We start from the raw sequence: 16,193 nt of genomic DNA, 5'->3' as shown, positions 1-16,193 counted from the left end.
GGTGCCATGCGTATTGCCGTTGGTGGAATCCATACCGAATGCAGCACCTATTCGCCGGTGCTGATGGGCGAGCAGGATTTTCGCGCCTTTCGCGGCGCGGAGCTTCTGGAAGCCGAATACTTCAATTTTCTCGGCGAAGGCGGGGCGGAAGTGCTGCCGCTTCTGCACGCTCGTGCGGTGCCCGGCGGCCCGGTGTCGCGGGTGGCTTATGATGCATTCAAGGCGGAGTTTCTTGACCGTCTCAAGGCTTGCCCGCCGCTCGACGGGCTTTATCTCGCCATGCATGGCGCGATGAATGTCGAAGGCATGGATGATGCGGAAGGGGACTGGATTTCCAGCGCTCGCGCCGTGGTCGGGCCGGATGTGATCATTTCCGCGAGCTACGACCTGCATGGCAATGTCAGCCAGACGATCATCGATCAGCTGGATATATTCGCCGGCTACCGAACAGCGCCACATATCGATGTGCGCGAGACGATGGTGCGGGCTTGGACGATGTTGCTCAGGGCCCTGAAAACGGGTGAAAAGCCCGGTGTGGCTTGGGCGAAAATTCCTGTTCTCCTGCCCGGTGAAAAGACGTCCACCGAAGATGAACCGGCCAAAAGCCTTTATGAGGTTCTGCCGGGCTATGACACCCGGCCCGGTATTTGGGACGCGAATTTCATGATCGGTTACGTCTGGGCCGATGAGCCACGGGCGACGGCCTGCGCGGTGGTGACGGGATCGGATCGAGAGGCCGCACAGGCCGTCGCGGCCGAAATCGCGCAATCTTACTGGGACGCCCGGCAGAATTTTCGTTTCGGTCCTGTGACCGAGCCGCTCGAGGCCATTCTGGATATTGCGGAAAAGACGGTTACCGGCCCGATCATTCTCGCTGACTCCGGCGACAATCCAACCGGTGGCGGGGTGGGCGATCGTGCCGATGTTCTGGCGGCGCTGATTGCGCGCAACTGGCAGGGTGCACTCCTGGGCGGCATCACCGACAGGCCTGCGGTCGAAGCCTGCTTTGCGGCAGGCGAGGGGGCGAGCCTTTCCCTGAAGATCGGCGGCAGTCTCGATCCGCAAAGCCCTTCGGTCACTGTCGAAGCCACGGTCCTGAAATTGGATGATTCCAGCGCTGCGGATCAGCGGCAGGCGGTGGTAGGCATCGGCGGTATCACCGTCATTCTGGCGGCGCGACGCAGGCCCTATCACATGATTTCGGATTTCACCCGTCTCGGTTTCGATCCGAAGGCGGTGAAGCTGCTGGTCGTCAAATCGGGTTATCTTTCACCGGAGCTTGCGCCGATCGCCAATCCCAACCTGATGGCGCTGACGGAAGGCGTTATCAATCAGGATATCGAAAACCTTCCCAATCGCCGCCGGGATGGGGATTTTTACCCATGGAAGCCGCATTTCGATTATATGCCCGAACCCATTCTTTCGGCCCGCTGGCGATGACAGCGGTCCGGTAGCTTTTATCCAGCGATCCGGCGGGGCCGGATCATCTCAGGCGAATATCCATGCCGTCGGCTCTTTCTATCGTCATCAATAATCCGTCGATCCGCATCGGGGCGCTCGCCATCCTGTTTTTCGGATTCTCGAATGCGGCGACCGCACCTTATCAGGCGGTCATCGGCATTCGCGAAATAGGGCTCAGCAACACCGTTTATTCCCTGCTGATGCTGTTTGCCGCCATCATCAATGTCAGCGCCAGCGTGCTGATGGGCATTGTCGCCGACAGGCTGGGCGAATATCGCAAACCCATGCTGTTCATCGCACTGTTCGGTGTCAGCGGTTATATGCTGGTTTATCTGGCCGGCAATGCCACGGCCTTTGTCAGCGCGAAGCTCATTCTCCTGCCGATTTTCGGGGCGATGAACTCGCTGATCTTCGCGCATGTGCGCGCCGATGCCCGCAATCTTTCGACGGGCGACATGATCGCGGTGAACTCGATCATGCGGGCGACAATCTCGCTATCATGGGTGCTGGTGCCGGGTATCGTCGGCATTTTTCTCATCAGTTCCGGCAACATGCTGACGGCCTTCCTTTTTTCCGGCCTCTGCGCACTTGTCTGTTTTCTGCTCGTGGCCTTCTGCCTGCCCCGGGCGGCCACGCCGGCGGTGGCGAATACCGAAGCGCGTTTCGGCCTGCGTGCCTCGCTTGCGGAAATCGGATCGCGGCGAGTATTGTTGCGGATCATCGCCATTGCGCTCATCTGCTCGATGCTGCATCTCAATGATTCCATACGTTCGCTCATCATAACCGGTCAGGCAAAGGGCACGGTCGCGGATATCGGCATCGTGGCGGGCATCGTTGCCGCGCTGGAAATCGTTTTCATTCTCTTGTGGGGCTGGATCGAGAAGAAGGTGCCGCAAACGCTGACGCTGGCGGCGGGAGCGGTGCTTTATGCGGTCTACCTCATTCTGCAGGGGCTTGCGACGGCTCCCTGGCATATCTATGCGCAGACCGTCATCAGCGCGCTGGGGGCCGCTGCCATCATCAGCATCCCCATCACCTATCTGCAGGAGTTGATCGCGGACCGGCCGGGGCTCGGAAGCTCGCTGATCGCGGTCAATATCTTCCTCGGCGCAGGTCTTGGCGCTTTGATTTTTGCCCTCGGAACGATGGTCTCCACTTATTCGGGCACCTCGATATTGGGGGCCATCGTGGGTCTTGGCGGTGTTTATATGCTCTACACGCTTGATGGGACGGGTCGCCGCAGGTAGAGCGTCGGACCGAAAAGTGTGGACGGTTTTCGGATGGTCCGGCGCGAAAACGGGACACATTCAAATGAAAGAGGTTAGGATGATTCTCGAGATTTGCGTGGACGATGTGGCCGGTCTGGAAGCGGCGGTCCGGGGTGGGGCCGATCGGATCGAGCTTTGTGCTGCGCTATCGGGTGGCGGTGTAACGCCGTCCGCCGGCTTCATGCAGCGGGCGGCGTTCTGTGGAGTGCCTGTCAGCGTGATGATCAGGCCACGTGCCGGTGACTTCGTGTTCACGCGTGACGAAGCGGATGTGATGAAACGCGATATCGACGCGGCACGCGCTGCAGGCCTTTCCGGCCTGGTGCTCGGCGCATCGCGTGGCGACGGCTCGCTTGATATTGCCTTGCTTGAAGAGTTACGCGGCCACGCAGACGGGCTGGATATGACTCTGCACCGCGCTTTCGATGTCGTTCCGGATATGGATGAAGGGCTGGAGGCGGCCATCGCGCTCGGTTTCCCGAGAATTCTGACCTCCGGCGGCGCGCGTTCGGCGCTTGAAGGGATTGAGGCGCTGGCGCGTCTATCCGAGAGAGCGGCCGGTCGGATCGTCATCATGCCGGGTGCTGGCGTGCGTCCGCAGAGCGTGCAGGCATTGCTGGATCGCTTTCCGATTACCGAGATTCACGCATCCTGTTCCGCCGTCCCGCCTTATGACCCGGAAAGCCGGGTGGCAAAGCTCGGTTTCACCGGCGATGGCCGCAAGGGCACGGATGAGGCGGCGGTTCGCGAATTAAAGGCGATCCTCACCGCTCATCATAAAGGCGGCGCAGAACTCTAGCCGTACCGGCCGCGCCATCGAGATCGAGGTGGATCGTGTCCGGTCCGGGTAGAGCCAACGCCGCGGTGATGGCTTCGGCCATGGATTGCGCGGAGATATCTTTCTCCTCCAGCACATGCGCGAGCCCCAGCCGTGCCAGCCGTTCGGCACGGGCGCTCTGTTCGGTTTCGCCCCCCACCGCGAAGGGGATGAGCAGCGAGCGGCATTTGGCCTGAAGAATATCGCAGACGGTGTTGTAACCCGCCTGTGAAACCGAAAGCCGTGCGCCGGCGAGCAGGCTCGCGAAATCCTTGCGGAAACGGAAGACGGAGACATTGTCCGGCGCCTCAGCCGAGATGGCATCGAAATCCGCTTGTGGCATGTTGGGGCCGGTGATGAGGCACCAGCTTTTGATAGCGTCCAGCAGCGGCGCGGCCTCAAGGGCGGCCCGGACAAGTGCTGCACCAACCGCGCCACCGCCTGCGGAGACCACGATATCGAATTTCTCCGCCGGTTGCGACGGTGGCAGCGGGGCAACAAGGCCGGTATAGACGATGCGTTGGCTGATTTCGCCGGCAAGGGGGAAGGTGTCCTCCAGCCGGGCGAAGCCGGGGTCGCCATGCACCAGCACCGCATCGAAATGTTTTTTCACCAGCGACACGGTTTCCTCGTCCCGGCCCGGCTTGGTTTTTTCCTGCAGGATGTCGCGCAGCGATGTCATGACCAGCGGGCGCGGTTCGCTGTCCTCGATCTCGTCCAGAAGTGGCAGCAATTCGAAACGCACCTGCCTGCGGCCGAAGGGAAAAGCCTCGATGATGACGATATCGGGTTTCGCACCGTGATAGGCGCCGATCAGCATGTCGGTTCTGAGTTTCCTGAAGGTATCGTCCACCGGCTTGCCGGAACTGTCGACAAGACCGGAGAAGTTGCCGTCGCTGACTGCGATCGGCGGCAATTCGACATGGCGGATGCCTTCGCCCGGAAAGCCCGGAACCGGGGTGCCGCCTGTCACCAGAACGACATCGAAACCATTCGCCTGCAGGGCATTGGCAATGCGGCTGGCGCGGGCGATATGGCCGATGCCCAGAAGATGCTGGACATAAAAGAAGACGGAGGGGCGCTTTTCCGTGTCATTCATGGCGTCTTTTCCCACTCGGTCTCGAACAGGGCCTTCAGTTCGGCAATGCTGGTGCGGTGATCGAAGGCGGTTCGAACGCGGTTTTCGGCGGCAGCGCCCAGACGCTGGCGCAATTGCGGATCGGTGATCGCGCTGCGCAGAGCCTCTGCGAAGGCTGCGGGGTTTTCCGGCTCCGTCAGCAGTCCGTTTTCACCAGAGACGAAAAACTCCGGAATGCCCGAAATATTGGTGGAAATGCAGGTCAGCGCCTGACTGGCCGCCTCGACCAGCACATTGGGAAGGCCGTCTCGGTCGCCATCGCTGGTGATGCGGCAGGCCAGCGCGAAGAGATCGGCTTCACGGTAGTTCTCCAGCACCTGCTTCTGGTCCATGGCGCCGGTCCAGACGATCCTGTCGGCGATGCCGAGTTCGTCGGCGAGTTTCTTCAGCGCGGCCAGTTCATCGCCGCCGCCGATATGGGTGAAGCGCCAATGGATATGCTGCGGAAGAGACGCCAGCGCCTGCAGCAGAATATCGATGCCCTTTTTCTTGACTGCCCGGCCGACACTTAAAATCCGGACCGGATCATCCGCGTCGGATCCGTCTCGTGCCGGACGCGGTGTGTCGAAATGGGGAAAACGGGTGAGATCAAGCCCATGATAGCTCAGATGAACATTCCGTTTTGCTCCGGAAAGGGTTTGCAGGTGTTGAAAACCACCGGCGGTGCAGGTTACGGCCCAGCGGGCGCTTTGCAGCTTGGCGGCAAGGTCGCGGTCGTTCGAGGTCCAGATATCCTTGGCATGGGCGGAAATCGTCCAGGGTGTGCCGGTGATGAGATGGGTATAGGCGGCGACCGAGGCGGGCGTGTGGATGAAGTGGACATGCAGCCACTCGGCATCCGCAGGCCATTCATGCGCCAGCACGGCGGCCTGCCCGAAACGGCGGAAACGGTTGCGGCTGAGATCATGTGGCAGATCGCTGAAGAAGCGGCGAAGCGCGCTGGTGAAGCCCGGTTTCTTGCGGCAGGCCCATAGCGCCTTTAAAACCCGCAAGGGTTCTTCATGCAGATATTCCGGCAGATAGGTGACGGGTGCACGGATTTCATCATGGACGGGGTGGCGTTTTTTATCCGTCGGCCGGCGCATGGACATGAGTTCAAGTTTCAGCCCGGCCTTTTCAAGCCCCAGAAGTTCCTGTGCTATGAAAGTCTCGGACAGGCGCGGATAGCCCTTGAGGAGCACCACGATTTTTTTTGTATCTGTCACGTTGCGCGTGTCTCTTTTGAAGCGGTGTTGGTCGGGGAGCCGGTCACGCGGTCAGCGTGATCGGCGCCTTTTCGCCCTCGGGCGGCAGCCATTCGGCGATCCGGCGCGATATGTTTTCCAGACCGTCGAGCTTGAGATTCCGTGAATTGACGGAAGGCGGCGCGCGGTTCGGCAGCGCTTTCAGAGCCGCGGCCATCTTGGCGGGATTTTCGGCGTCTTCCGGCAGAAGCATGTCGAAAAGACCAAGCTCCGATGCGCGGCTGGCGCGGATAAGCTGCTCTTCCCGCGGCACCGTGCGCGGCACGACGAGGGCGGGCTTGTCGAAGGACAATATTTCGCAGACGGTGTTGTAGCCGCCCATCGACACGACGGCCTGGGCGCCGGCGACGAGATCTTCCATGCGGTTGTCGAATTCGATGATCTCTATATGCGGAATATCGGCGACGCTGCTCATGAAACGCTGACGCTGATCGGCCGGCATATAGGGGCCGAGAACCACCAGCGCCTTGTGCGTCAGTTCCTTGTCATGGCGATAGGCGTTGATGACATCGTCGATCAATTCGCTGCCATCGCCGCCGCCGCCGGTGGTGACGAGAAGGTAGTCACCTTCCGGTCGATGTGACACGGTTTCGGCCTGCGTTTTGGAGCGCTGCAGGAAGCCGACGAAATCCATCTTGTCGCGAACGGTCTCAGGAACATCAAGGCCCGTCAGCGGGTCGTGGAAATCCGGTGGGCCGTAGACCCAGACATGGTCATAGAACTGGCCGATCTTGGTCATGACGTTGTTGCGCTTCCACTCCGCCTCGAGCAGTTGCGGCGCATCCATGACATCGCGCAGGCCGATGACGAGCTTTGTTCCCTGTCCCTTGAGATAGGCAAGGGTTTCCTCCACTTCGCCGCGCAGGCCCATGGGCTCCTTGTCGACGATGAAGATGTCAGGCTTAAAGCTCTCGGCGGTGTGATAGATGATGGAGCGGCGCATCTTCAGGGTTTCCTGAAGGTCGATATGCCTGTCCATCGAGGTATATTCGCCGTTGCGCAGCTTGATGACGCTCGGGATTTTCACGAAATCGACGCGGGCGCGATAATCGAATGCGCCGGCAATGGTGGCACCCGAAATGATGAGGACATTCAGGCCGCGATAATCCTCCACCAGCGCATGTGCGATCGTGCGACACCGCCGCAGATGCCCGAGGCCGAAGGAATCGTGGCTGTACATGAGGATGCGCGCGTCGTTTAAACGGGAGGTCATGGGCCACACCTCTTGTTGCCTTTCACGGTAAAGGCGATGGCGGAAGGGCAGTTCATCAAGGCGTATTCCATTTTATCTGAAGGGGTCCGCAGCATCACGTAGTCCGTCACCGAAGAAATTAAAGGCCAGAATGACGAGGACGACCGGGATCGTCGGTATGAGAAGCCATGGATATAGCGCAATGACGCTGACGCTGCGCGCCTCCGTGAGCAGAATTCCCCAACTTGTGATCGGCGGGCGAAGACCGAGGCCGAGGAAGCTCAGTGCGGTTTCGCCGAGAATCATGCCCGGTATCGTCAATGTGGCCGAGGCGATGAGATGCGACATGAAGCCAGGAATAAGATGCCTGCCGATGATGCGCGGTGTGCCAGCACCCATCAATTGTGCAGCCAAAACATAGTCTTCCTCGCGAAGTGCCAGCAGTTTCGAGCGCACGGCGCGCGCCAGCCCCGTCCAGTCCAGCATGCCGAGAATGATGGTGATGCCGAGATAGACGAGGATCGGGCTCCAGGTCACAGGCATGATCGCCGCAAGCGCCAGCCACAGCGGAATGCTTGGAATGGATTGCAGGACCTCGATGATGCGCTGGACAATCAGATCGAAGGTGCCACCGCGATACCCTGCCAGACCGCCGATCACAATGCCGAGAACGAAGCTCATGGCGACGCCGAGTAGGCCGATGGTGAGCGAAATGCGGGCGCCGTAAATGATGCGGGACAGCACATCGCGTCCGAGGCGATCCGTGCCGAACAGGAACATTTCACCGCCTTCTGCGGGGCAGACGAAATGGGTCCTGCCCTCGAACATGCCCCAGAAACGATAGGTATCGCCCTTGCAGAAGAAACGCAGCGGCTGGATATCCGTCGGCACATCCCGGTAGACGCGTTTCAGATTGTCCATATCGAGCGTCATTTCCCGGCCGTAAACAAAGGGGCCGACAAATTTGCCGTCGTTGAAGAAATGAATGGCCTGAGGCGGGGCGTAGATATGTTCGATATTGCGGGTGTGGAGATTATAGGGCGCGAGGAATTCGCAGATCAGGATCGAGAGATAAAGCACCAGCAGAAAGGCGCCGGACCAAACCGCGATCTTGTGCTGGCGGAACTGCCACCACATGAGCCGCAGTTGCGACGCCTTGCTGAAGGCCGCCATTCCAGAGGTATTGGGCTCGATCAACGATGGATCGAAAGGCGCGGTCGATACGTAATGGGGCAGCGCTTCGCCCGGTTTCGGGATGGATGAAGTCATTTGACGTTACCACCTCCGAAGCGGATTCGCGGGTCGAGTATGGCAAGGGCGATATCCGATACCAGAACGCCGATCACCGTCAGGAAAGCGAGGAACATCAGGAACGAACCGGCCAGATACATGTCCTGGCTCTGCAACGCCCGGATGAGCATCGGGCCGGTGGTTTCGAGCGACAGGACGACAGCGGTTATTTCTGCGCCCGATATGATCGCGGGCAGGATTGAGCCGATATCCGAGATGAAGAAATTCAGCGCCATGCGCAGCGGATATTTGGTCAGCACCTTGAAGGGGTGCAGCCCCTTGGCACGGGCGGTGACGACATATTGCTTCTGCAATTCATCGAGCAGGTTGGCGCGCAGGCGGCGGATCATGCCGGCGGTGCCGGCCGTTCCGATGATGAGGACGGGTATCCAGATATGTTCAAGGATCGACTTGAACTTCGCCCAGCTCATCGCCTGGTTGAGATATTCCCGATCCATCAGATGGCCGATGGATATGCCGAACCAGATATTGGCGAAATACATCAGGATCAGCGCCAGCATGAAGTTGGGAATGGCGATGCCGAGCAGACCAAGGAAGGTGAGCCCGTAATCTCCCCAGCTGTATTTATGCGTGGCGGAATAGATGCCGATCGGGAAGGCGATAAGCCAGGTAACGATAATGGTAACGAAGGAGACCAGAACTGTCAGCCAGAGGCGATCTCCGACCACGTCACTGACCGGCAGCTGATATTCGAAGGAATAACCGAAATCACCGACCAGCATGCCGGTGGCCCAGCGGAAATAACGGATCGGCGCCGGTTGATCGAAGCCATAGCGGACGCGCAGTTCCTCGATTTCGGCGAGGTTTGCCGTTTCGCCCATGGCGCGCAGTTCGGCGACATAACTTTCGAAATAATCGCCCGGCGGCAATTCGATGATGGTGAAGACCAGCATCGAGATCAGGATCAGCGTGGGGATCATGACGAGGATGCGCTTTAAAATATACCGCAGCATATCAGGCGTCTCCGTCGTACCAGAAGGCATCCGGCATATAGACGCCGAGATAGGATGTGGGTTCGTAACCGAAGAGTGCCTTGTCCGGCACGTTTCGCATGCGTTTTACGTGGACGACGGGTTGCAGCGCGCCGTTGACGATGCCGATGGAAAACACCTGCTGCGTATAGATCCCAAGCATTTCCAGCCAGATCGCCTCGCGCTCCTCCTCGGTGACGCTTCTGCGCCATTTTTTGAGGAGATCGAGCAGATGCGCTGCTTCGGCCAAGTCCGGCTCCTTGCCTTCGCGGCCGCCGGAAAGATAATGCACGCCCCAGACGGGCCATTGCAGCTGGTCGTCGCCGGTGGGGGCAAGGCCCGAAGGCAGCATGTCCGGTGTGGGCACGCCGTTGTCCATGCCCATCCATACCGACATCAGCACTTCGCCGCCCATGGCGCGCTTGCGGAAGACATCGCGCTGGGTAGGGCGCACGGAAACCGCCACGCCGATATGCCGCCAGTGATCCGTCACCAGTTCCATCACATCGGTTTCGAGCGTGCTTTCGCCTGTCGTCTCGACAATGATATAGACCGGCCGTCCGTCCGGCAAAAGCCGGATGCCGGCATTGTCGCGTTTGTCGAGACCGGCCTCATCCAGCAGCCGGTTGGCCGTCGCCCGGTCGAAGGCGCTCCAGGCGTCTGCAAATTCCTGCCGGTAAAGCGGACTTTCCGGCAGAACGGTATCGGCGCTCTCCTTTGCCAGCCCGTAAAAGCAGACCATGTTGATCTCATGCCTGTTTATCGCGAGCGACAGCGCGCGGCGCACGCGCACATCCTGGAAACAGCCTCGCCATACCGGGTCGGCGCAATTGAGATTGGGCAGAAGCGCGATACGCGACCCCTGAGAGCGCTTGTATAGATTGACCTTCAGCGGGAAACGCTTTTCCGCATCCTTCAGGAAGGTGTAATCGGCAAAATCGAGGCCGAAATATTGCAGGTCGCTGTCGCCGGATGCTGTCTTGGCCGAAATGATATCGGAGGACGTGACGTTGAGCAGGAAACGGTCGAGATAGGGTAGCTGCAGCCCGTTTTCGTCGACACGATGGTAATAGGGATTGCGTTCGAAGACGAACTGTTCAGCCGGTGGCGCGGTGGTGTTGCGCCAGGCATCCAGTGTCGGCAGGTCGGGGTTTTCCGGGCGGACCTGCCGTGACATCTTGATATGCAGCCCGCTCCAGTCATCCGTCTTGTTTTTCTTGATGAGCTTGGCGAGGTTTTCCGCCGTCTGATATTTGACGTGGAACTGTTTCATATAGGCGGCGGGTAAAAACAGCCTCGCCGGGGAGGCTGCTGCAAGCTTCGCCAGAAAATCCGGGTTCGGACTGTCCCAGCTGTAACGCACGGTCAGCCGGTCGATGACTTCGATCAGGGGCGGCTTGTCATTGACCAGCAGTTCGATGGGGGGGCCACCCTTGTGGATTTCCCTGTTGAGAGCGACATCCTCCCAGAAATAACGGAAATCCTCTGACGTGAAATCGCTGCCGTCGGACCATTTGTGGCCTTCGCGCAGCTTGAAGGTGAAGATGCGCTCTTCCTGGATGTCGTAGCTTTCCAGAATGTCCGGATGCAGCTCGAATTTCTCGTCATAACCGACAAGGCGGGCATAGTTGCTGATCGGCATGAGCCGGATGTCGCGCTGGCCGCCGATCAGCATGCGTACCGAGCCGCCGTGTTTTCCCGGCTCCCGGCCAATCGATTTCATGTCGATGACGCGCGGATTTTTCGGCAGGCGTTCTGCAACATCCGGCAGTTCGCCCTTTTCCCGCTTTTCCTTGAAATAGGCCGGATCGGTATAGGCGGCCCGCGCATAGGCCGGCAGGAAGACGGAGGCCAGCAGGGCAAGAGTGGTGCGGCGCGTGATCAAGGGCGAAGCTCCCGGATGTCGGCATTGCCGTTGGCAAGGACGAAATGGCCGTCGCCGAGATCGGCGGAAATCATCTCGCCGTCACCCTCGTCGCGGAACTGCTTGCCCCAGTCGAACTTGCCGGTTGCACTGATCTTGCCGATCGTGCGGAAATCGAGGGGACGGTCGAGATCGGGGAATGGCACGGCTGCCAGCAGGGATTTCGTATAGGGGTGAACCGGAGAGCGCATCAGGAGTTCCCGCGGCGCAAGTTCGACGATGCGGCCTTCGCACATCACGGCCACGCGGTCGGCCATATAGTCCACCACGGCCAGATTATGCGAGATGAAGAGATAGGTGAGACCGAGATCCTGCTGAAGATCCTTCAGCAGGTTGAGAATTTGCGCCTGTACCGAGACATCGAGAGCGGAAACCGGCTCGTCACAAATGAGAAGCTCGGGACCGAGCGCCAGCGCTCTTGCGATGCCGATACGTTGCCGCTGGCCGCCTGAGAAACTGTGCGGATAGCGGTTCAGCGCGCTTTCGCCAAGGCCGATGGCCCTGACGAGGTTGCGGACCTTCTCCGCCCGGTATTTCGCATCGCCCCGCCCATGGATTTCCATCGGTTCGCTCAGGATGTTGCCTACGGTCATGCGCGGAGACAGCGAGGAGATCGGGTCCTGAAAGACCATCTGTATCTTCGAGCGCAGTTCCTTGAGATCGCCATCTCTCGCATTGAGCACGTCGATATTGCCCTGCGGGCGGTGGAAGGTGACGGCACCTTCATCCGGGCGAACGGCGCGCATGAGGATCTTGCTGACGGTGGTCTTGCCGCTGCCGCTTTCGCCCACGAGCCCAAGGCATTCCCCCCGGCGGATTTCAAAACTGACGCTGTTGACCGCCTTGGTGGCGTTGGCGTCGCCTTTGCGAAACCAGCTGGATTTGCGGGTCGTGAAGGTCTTGCTGATATTGTCGACGGTGAGAAGCGGGCCGGGTGTCTTGTTCACCGCCGCGGTTTTCTTGCCGACAAGGCTTTCATGATCGACCTTGATTTCACGCAGCGCCTTCAGCCTCTCGCCGGGCTTCATGTCGAAATGCGGTACAGCGGCCATCAGGCCCTTGAGATAGGGATGGCTCGGCGCCTTGAATATGTCATCGACCGTGCCGGCTTCCATGATCTCGCCCTGATAGATCACGGCGACCTCGTCGGCGATATTCGCGACGACGCCGAGATCATGGGTGATGAGCAACATGCTCATGTTCAGCCGGCTTTGCAGATCACGCAGCAACTTGAGGATTTGGGCCTGGATGGTCACGTCCAGCGCCGTCGTCGGCTCGTCGGCGATCAACAGGGCAGGGCGACAGATCAATGCCATGGCGATCATGGCGCGCTGGCGCATGCCGCCGGACAATTCGAAGGGATACATGTTCACGACCTTCTTGGGCTTGGAAAACCCTACGAGATCGAGCGTTTCATACATTTTTTCGGCGCGCTCTGCCGGCGACAGGATGCTGTGGATTCTGAGCGCCTCATCGATCTGGTTGCCGATGGTGTGCAGCGGCGAAAAGGAGGTCATGGGCTCCTGAAAAATCAGCCCGACGCGGTTGCCGCGTATGGAGCGGATTTCCCGGCCGTCCTTCGGCAGTTGCAGCAGATCGACGGCGCCGGCGGCGGTATTTTCCGGATCGGTGAACAGCACGCGGCCGTTGACACGTGCGGTCTTGGGATGGATACCCATGATCGTCTGGCCGATGACGGATTTTCCGGAGCCGGACTCTCCGACCAGTGCTGTTACTTTTCCCGGAAGAATACGGAGGCTGGCACCCCTGACGGCATCAATCGTGCCACCCATAAGAGAAAACGAGACCCGCAGATTTTCAATACGGAGCAAATCTGCGCCTGCGCTCATGCCAAAGGGTTCCTTGCCGTCTCTTTATCGTTGCCTTGTGACAATTGCTCAGGAGGGCTTAAAGCAACGTTATCGCAGGGTTTGTTGTCTGTCTATGCTTCTGAAACATCGAATTGTTTAGCAAATTCAAAGCCGGCTTCCGAAATAGAGTGGCTTGCCTGACGGCTGCCGTTTCGTGATATGTTAACGGGCGCTTTTGAACGAGGATTCATGTCCGACAAGAAATATTACGATGCCCAGCTGCAAATAGCCCGTCAGTTGCAAAATGACGGCCAGTATGCGGAGGCGCATGCGCTTCTTCTATCTTTGGTTGCGGCAAAGGACGGATATCTTATGGGCGAACGGACGGTGCTTGGCCTGCCGCGCAGGCTGCACGCGGCGCGGCTGCGTCTTGCCAAGGCTGAAGGCGATATGGTCGCCAAAATCGGCTATCAATATACGCTGGTGCCGCCGCCGCAGCTGCTGGCGAAATATGCACGGTTTTCCCCACAGGAGTGCCGCACGATCGGCCTTAAAAGCAGAGAGGATGTGCCGCGGCTCATTCACCAGATATGGATCGGCGAAAAAGCCCCGCCGATATCCGTGGAGGCCTGGGCTGCTCATGCCGCAAGGCATGGATATGACCATCACCTCTGGCGGGAGGCCGATCTTGAGCGCGAAGGCGTGTTTTCCAACGCCGTCTTCAAGGCCATGCTGGATCAGGGGGACTATCCGGGTGCGGTGGATGTGGCCCGTTATATCGTGCTGGAGCGATTTGGCGGCATCTATCTCGATTGTGACTGGTATCCGGCGCGGGACGATATGAGTTTCGATGCATTCCTGCCTCTGGCGGGGTTGACGGCATTCGATGAAAAAACGCCGCGTGACACGGGGCAGGGCAGCATGCTGCTTGCCAATTCCTTCATCGCCGCCCCGGCCGGACATCCCGTTTTCCGCAGGATGCTGGAGGCCTTTCCCGGCATCCTCGAAGACATGCCGCGTGCGCCGGCCTGGTGGTCGACCGGGCCGTTGATCTTCACCGTTATTGCCCGGGCGGGAAGCATCAGCCTTGCGCCGGCGGGATTTGTCGCCGCGTCCCTTGCCGACCGCGCGCCGTTCGAGGACGTGGAAGCGGTCAGGCGGGAACTTGCCACTGAGGCGAGCGGGTTGCTGATCGCCTGGAAGTCATGGTGAGATTTCGTCGACGAGGTCTTTCGAGGAACGCCACAGGGCGGCGGGGTGCCGGTTGGTTACTTCGAAAAGCCGCCTCAGAAAGCCCCATACGGCGTCATCATGCACGAGATGATGGGTAAGGATGCCCGTTGTACCGCCGTTTTCAACGGTGCGTATGATGCGTGCGGCGGTTTCGGCGAAAAGGATATCGTCGTCGCGACCGCCACGGCTGCCGTGCCAGTCGATCACATCGACATGGGTGTTCAGGCAGGGCGGGAGGGTGGCCTTCTCCGGGCCGAAAACGGACAGGGCGCGATAGCCGAGCCCCGCCAGTTCCTCGATGGTACTGGCATCCACGCGGTTCCACGGTGGCACGAGCATCGGCACGAAACGCCCGCCATGCAGGTCGTGGAGCTTGTCCAGCCCGGATTGCAATTCGTCAAGAACGAGGGAAAGCTCGCGGTGCGTTCCGAGTTCCTGTTTCTTTTCGCCGCTCCCGGCATAATTCGTGTGCGACCAGCCGTGCACGGCGACATGGGCGATATCCGATGCGTCGAGATGCTGGGCGAGCCTGTTCGTTGTCATTTCGGGAATGACCGCGAGGGTGACCGGAACGGAAAAGCCGCGGCAAAGATCAAGCAGCGTATCGAGTGCGGATGTCGGTTCCACCGCATCGTCGTCCCGAAGCCAGAGATGGGCCTTTATGCCGCGTCGATCGCATTCGTCCAGTGCCGCAACGAGTTTTTCCAGACTCATGATCTTCGTGCCTTTGCTTGCAGCAGGATATGGTTCAGCGTTGTCGCGGCGTTTTCCAGAGATCGTTCATTGACGACGAACCGGCGGGCCGCTTTTGCCAGTTCCTCGCGCTGCCTGTTATTGCCGAGCAGGGTTCTGATCGCGTCGGCATAGGCGGCTTTATCATTTTCCGGTGTCAGTAATCCTGTGATACCGGATTTTACCACTTCGGGAACGCCGGCCACTTTTTCGGCCACCACCGGCAGACCGGCGGCCTGTGCCTCAAGATAGGCAAGACCATAGGCCTCGCCGTGGCCTGGCCAGACATAGAGGGATGCTTTTGACAGAAGCGTGGCGATTTCGGGTGCGGTTTTTTCTCCGTGCCAGACGAGGCGCTTATCGGGAAACGCGCTGAACATGGCCTCTACAGCCGCGCGTTCCGGCCCGTCACCAATAACATCCAGTGTCCAGTCGAGATCGTGCGGCAACAGGGCGAGCGCTTCGGAAAGTGCGCGATAGCTGTCCAGCTTGTCGCCCGTTCGCATCATGGCGATGGTGACGAGTCTTGCCGGTGTCGGATGTGGAACAATTTCAGTAAAATTTCCGGCATCGATAAAGGGTGACAACATAGCCCAGTGCAGTGCCGGTTGAGCGCGCAAAAGTCCTTCACGATCCCGCTCGGTGAAGCAGATATTGACGGCTGCTGCATTCAATGCGGCCAGCAATCCGTCCTGTATCGCCTGCCAGCCCATGGCATTGCGCTTCGGCGAATAGGAGGCCTCGGCGGTGACGTAGGGAATACCGAACCGTCTGGCGAGTTCCGGCCCGAGCAAATCCGGGGCCTTGTAATAGGGATGGTAACAGAACAAGAGGTCCGGTGGCCCATCCCGCCGCCAGCGATCGGTGATCGTTTCGATTTCAAGTTCAGCGCTGCTGGTGAGCGAGCGCCGTGCGGGGTCGTCCGCCTGTTTCAGAAAGCTGCGCAGTTCGGAGGCGACGAAGACCTCGTGACCGCCCATCGTCATTGCCCGCATCAGCAGGCGGGCCATCAACCGGTCTCCGGAGGGAACGGGATGGTTGGGCGATTTGAGCGGCGAATAAAAGGCGATCTTCATGCCGAAGGTTGTGCG

General features: G+C 59.5%; 13 protein-coding genes. 4 read left to right on the top strand and 9 right to left on the bottom strand.

Annotated features, from left to right (window positions below):
- Window positions 1–6 precede the first annotated feature (6 nt).
- The 3 genes from JZX88_RS17145 to JZX88_RS17135 all read left to right on the top strand — a co-directional run bounded on the left by JZX88_RS17145 (window position 7) and on the right by JZX88_RS17135 (window position 3,528).
- On the top strand, window positions 7–1,440 hold the full coding sequence (locus JZX88_RS17145) for a M81 family metallopeptidase (protein WP_206914270.1): 1,434 nt from the start codon (window positions 7–9) through the stop codon (window positions 1,438–1,440).
- A 62-nt stretch (window positions 1,441–1,502) separates the two neighbouring features.
- Window positions 1,503–2,708: an MFS transporter gene (locus JZX88_RS17140; RefSeq protein WP_174030496.1), complete on the top strand. Its 1,206-nt coding sequence runs from the start codon at window positions 1,503–1,505 to the stop codon at window positions 2,706–2,708.
- A 79-nt stretch (window positions 2,709–2,787) separates the two neighbouring features.
- On the top strand, window positions 2,788–3,528 hold the full coding sequence (locus JZX88_RS17135; protein WP_065114232.1) for a copper homeostasis protein CutC: 741 nt from the start codon (window positions 2,788–2,790) through the stop codon (window positions 3,526–3,528).
- On the opposite strand, the gene JZX88_RS17130 is transcribed toward JZX88_RS17135, so the two are convergent.
- The 7 genes from JZX88_RS17130 to JZX88_RS17100 all read right to left on the bottom strand — a co-directional run bounded on the left by JZX88_RS17130 (window position 3,494) and on the right by JZX88_RS17100 (window position 13,176).
- Window positions 3,494–4,645 (bottom strand): glycosyltransferase family protein, encoded by a 1,152-nt coding sequence (locus tag JZX88_RS17130; RefSeq protein WP_065114231.1) that lies wholly within the window; start codon window positions 4,643–4,645, stop codon window positions 3,494–3,496. The two genes, JZX88_RS17135 and JZX88_RS17130, sit on opposite strands and share 35 nt — an antisense overlap.
- Complete coding sequence (locus JZX88_RS17125; RefSeq protein WP_206914269.1) at window positions 4,642–5,889, bottom strand: glycosyltransferase; 1,248 nt, start codon at window positions 5,887–5,889, stop codon at window positions 4,642–4,644. Before JZX88_RS17125 ends, JZX88_RS17130 begins: the two co-directional genes overlap by 4 nt.
- A gap of 43 nt (window positions 5,890–5,932) precedes the next feature.
- Window positions 5,933–7,141 (bottom strand): glycosyltransferase family protein, encoded by a 1,209-nt coding sequence (locus JZX88_RS17120; RefSeq protein WP_065114229.1) that lies wholly within the window; start codon window positions 7,139–7,141, stop codon window positions 5,933–5,935.
- A 72-nt stretch (window positions 7,142–7,213) separates the two neighbouring features.
- Window positions 7,214–8,389: an ABC transporter permease gene (locus JZX88_RS17115; protein ID WP_065114228.1), complete on the bottom strand. Its 1,176-nt coding sequence runs from the start codon at window positions 8,387–8,389 to the stop codon at window positions 7,214–7,216.
- Window positions 8,386–9,384: an ABC transporter permease gene (locus JZX88_RS17110; protein ID WP_003521288.1), complete on the bottom strand. Its 999-nt coding sequence runs from the start codon at window positions 9,382–9,384 to the stop codon at window positions 8,386–8,388. Before JZX88_RS17110 ends, JZX88_RS17115 begins: the two co-directional genes overlap by 4 nt.
- Window position 9,385: 1 nt before the next feature.
- Window positions 9,386–11,287, bottom strand: a complete 1,902-nt coding sequence (locus JZX88_RS17105) for an ABC transporter substrate-binding protein (RefSeq protein ID WP_206914268.1) — start codon at window positions 11,285–11,287, stop codon at window positions 9,386–9,388.
- On the bottom strand, window positions 11,284–13,176 hold the full coding sequence (locus tag JZX88_RS17100) for an ABC transporter ATP-binding protein (protein WP_065114226.1): 1,893 nt from the start codon (window positions 13,174–13,176) through the stop codon (window positions 11,284–11,286). Before JZX88_RS17100 ends, JZX88_RS17105 begins: the two co-directional genes overlap by 4 nt.
- A 210-nt stretch (window positions 13,177–13,386) precedes the next feature.
- Between JZX88_RS17100 and JZX88_RS17095 the strand changes: the two genes are divergently transcribed.
- Window positions 13,387–14,349 carry a glycosyltransferase family 32 protein gene (locus JZX88_RS17095; RefSeq protein ID WP_206914267.1) on the top strand — a complete coding sequence of 321 codons (963 nt, stop codon included), beginning with the start codon at window positions 13,387–13,389 and terminating at the stop codon, window positions 14,347–14,349.
- Here JZX88_RS17095 and JZX88_RS17090 read toward each other — a convergent pair.
- Both JZX88_RS17090 and JZX88_RS17085 read right to left on the bottom strand, forming a co-directional pair.
- Complete coding sequence (locus JZX88_RS17090) at window positions 14,341–15,084, bottom strand: polysaccharide deacetylase family protein (protein ID WP_206914266.1); 744 nt, start codon at window positions 15,082–15,084, stop codon at window positions 14,341–14,343. The genes JZX88_RS17095 and JZX88_RS17090 overlap by 9 nt on opposite strands.
- Window positions 15,081–16,178 carry a glycosyltransferase family 4 protein gene (locus JZX88_RS17085; protein WP_206914265.1) on the bottom strand — a complete coding sequence of 366 codons (1,098 nt, stop codon included), beginning with the start codon at window positions 16,176–16,178 and terminating at the stop codon, window positions 15,081–15,083. Before JZX88_RS17085 ends, JZX88_RS17090 begins: the two co-directional genes overlap by 4 nt.
- Window positions 16,179–16,193 lie beyond the last annotated feature (15 nt).

This window comes from Agrobacterium sp. OT33, from assembly GCF_017313365.1.
GTDB lineage: Bacteria > Pseudomonadota > Alphaproteobacteria > Rhizobiales > Rhizobiaceae > Agrobacterium > Agrobacterium rhizogenes_A.
The sequence above is the reverse complement of the archived record's forward strand: the minus strand, read 5'-3'. Positions and strand labels throughout refer to the sequence as shown.

What these genes read in the sequence shown, in the direction of transcription:
- JZX88_RS17145 (WP_206914270.1), top strand. Translation starts at nt 7, where the DNA reads ATGCGTATTGCCGTTGGTGGAATCCATACCGAATGCAGCACCTATTCG.
- JZX88_RS17140 (WP_174030496.1), top strand. Translation starts at nt 1,503, where the DNA reads ATGCCGTCGGCTCTTTCTATCGTCATCAATAATCCGTCGATCCGCATC.
- JZX88_RS17135 (WP_065114232.1), top strand. Translation starts at nt 2,788, where the DNA reads ATGATTCTCGAGATTTGCGTGGACGATGTGGCCGGTCTGGAAGCGGCG.
- JZX88_RS17130 (WP_065114231.1), bottom strand. Translation starts at nt 4,645, where the DNA reads ATGAATGACACGGAAAAGCGCCCCTCCGTCTTCTTTTATGTCCAGCAT.
- JZX88_RS17120 (WP_065114229.1), bottom strand. Translation starts at nt 7,141, where the DNA reads ATGACCTCCCGTTTAAACGACGCGCGCATCCTCATGTACAGCCACGAT.
- JZX88_RS17115 (WP_065114228.1), bottom strand. Translation starts at nt 8,389, where the DNA reads ATGACTTCATCCATCCCGAAACCGGGCGAAGCGCTGCCCCATTACGTA.
- JZX88_RS17110 (WP_003521288.1), bottom strand. Translation starts at nt 9,384, where the DNA reads ATGCTGCGGTATATTTTAAAGCGCATCCTCGTCATGATCCCCACGCTG.
- JZX88_RS17100 (WP_065114226.1), bottom strand. Translation starts at nt 13,176, where the DNA reads ATGAGCGCAGGCGCAGATTTGCTCCGTATTGAAAATCTGCGGGTCTCG.
- JZX88_RS17095 (WP_206914267.1), top strand. Translation starts at nt 13,387, where the DNA reads ATGTCCGACAAGAAATATTACGATGCCCAGCTGCAAATAGCCCGTCAG.
- JZX88_RS17090 (WP_206914266.1), bottom strand. Translation starts at nt 15,084, where the DNA reads ATGAGTCTGGAAAAACTCGTTGCGGCACTGGACGAATGCGATCGACGC.
- JZX88_RS17085 (WP_206914265.1), bottom strand. Translation starts at nt 16,178, where the DNA reads ATGAAGATCGCCTTTTATTCGCCGCTCAAATCGCCCAACCATCCCGTT.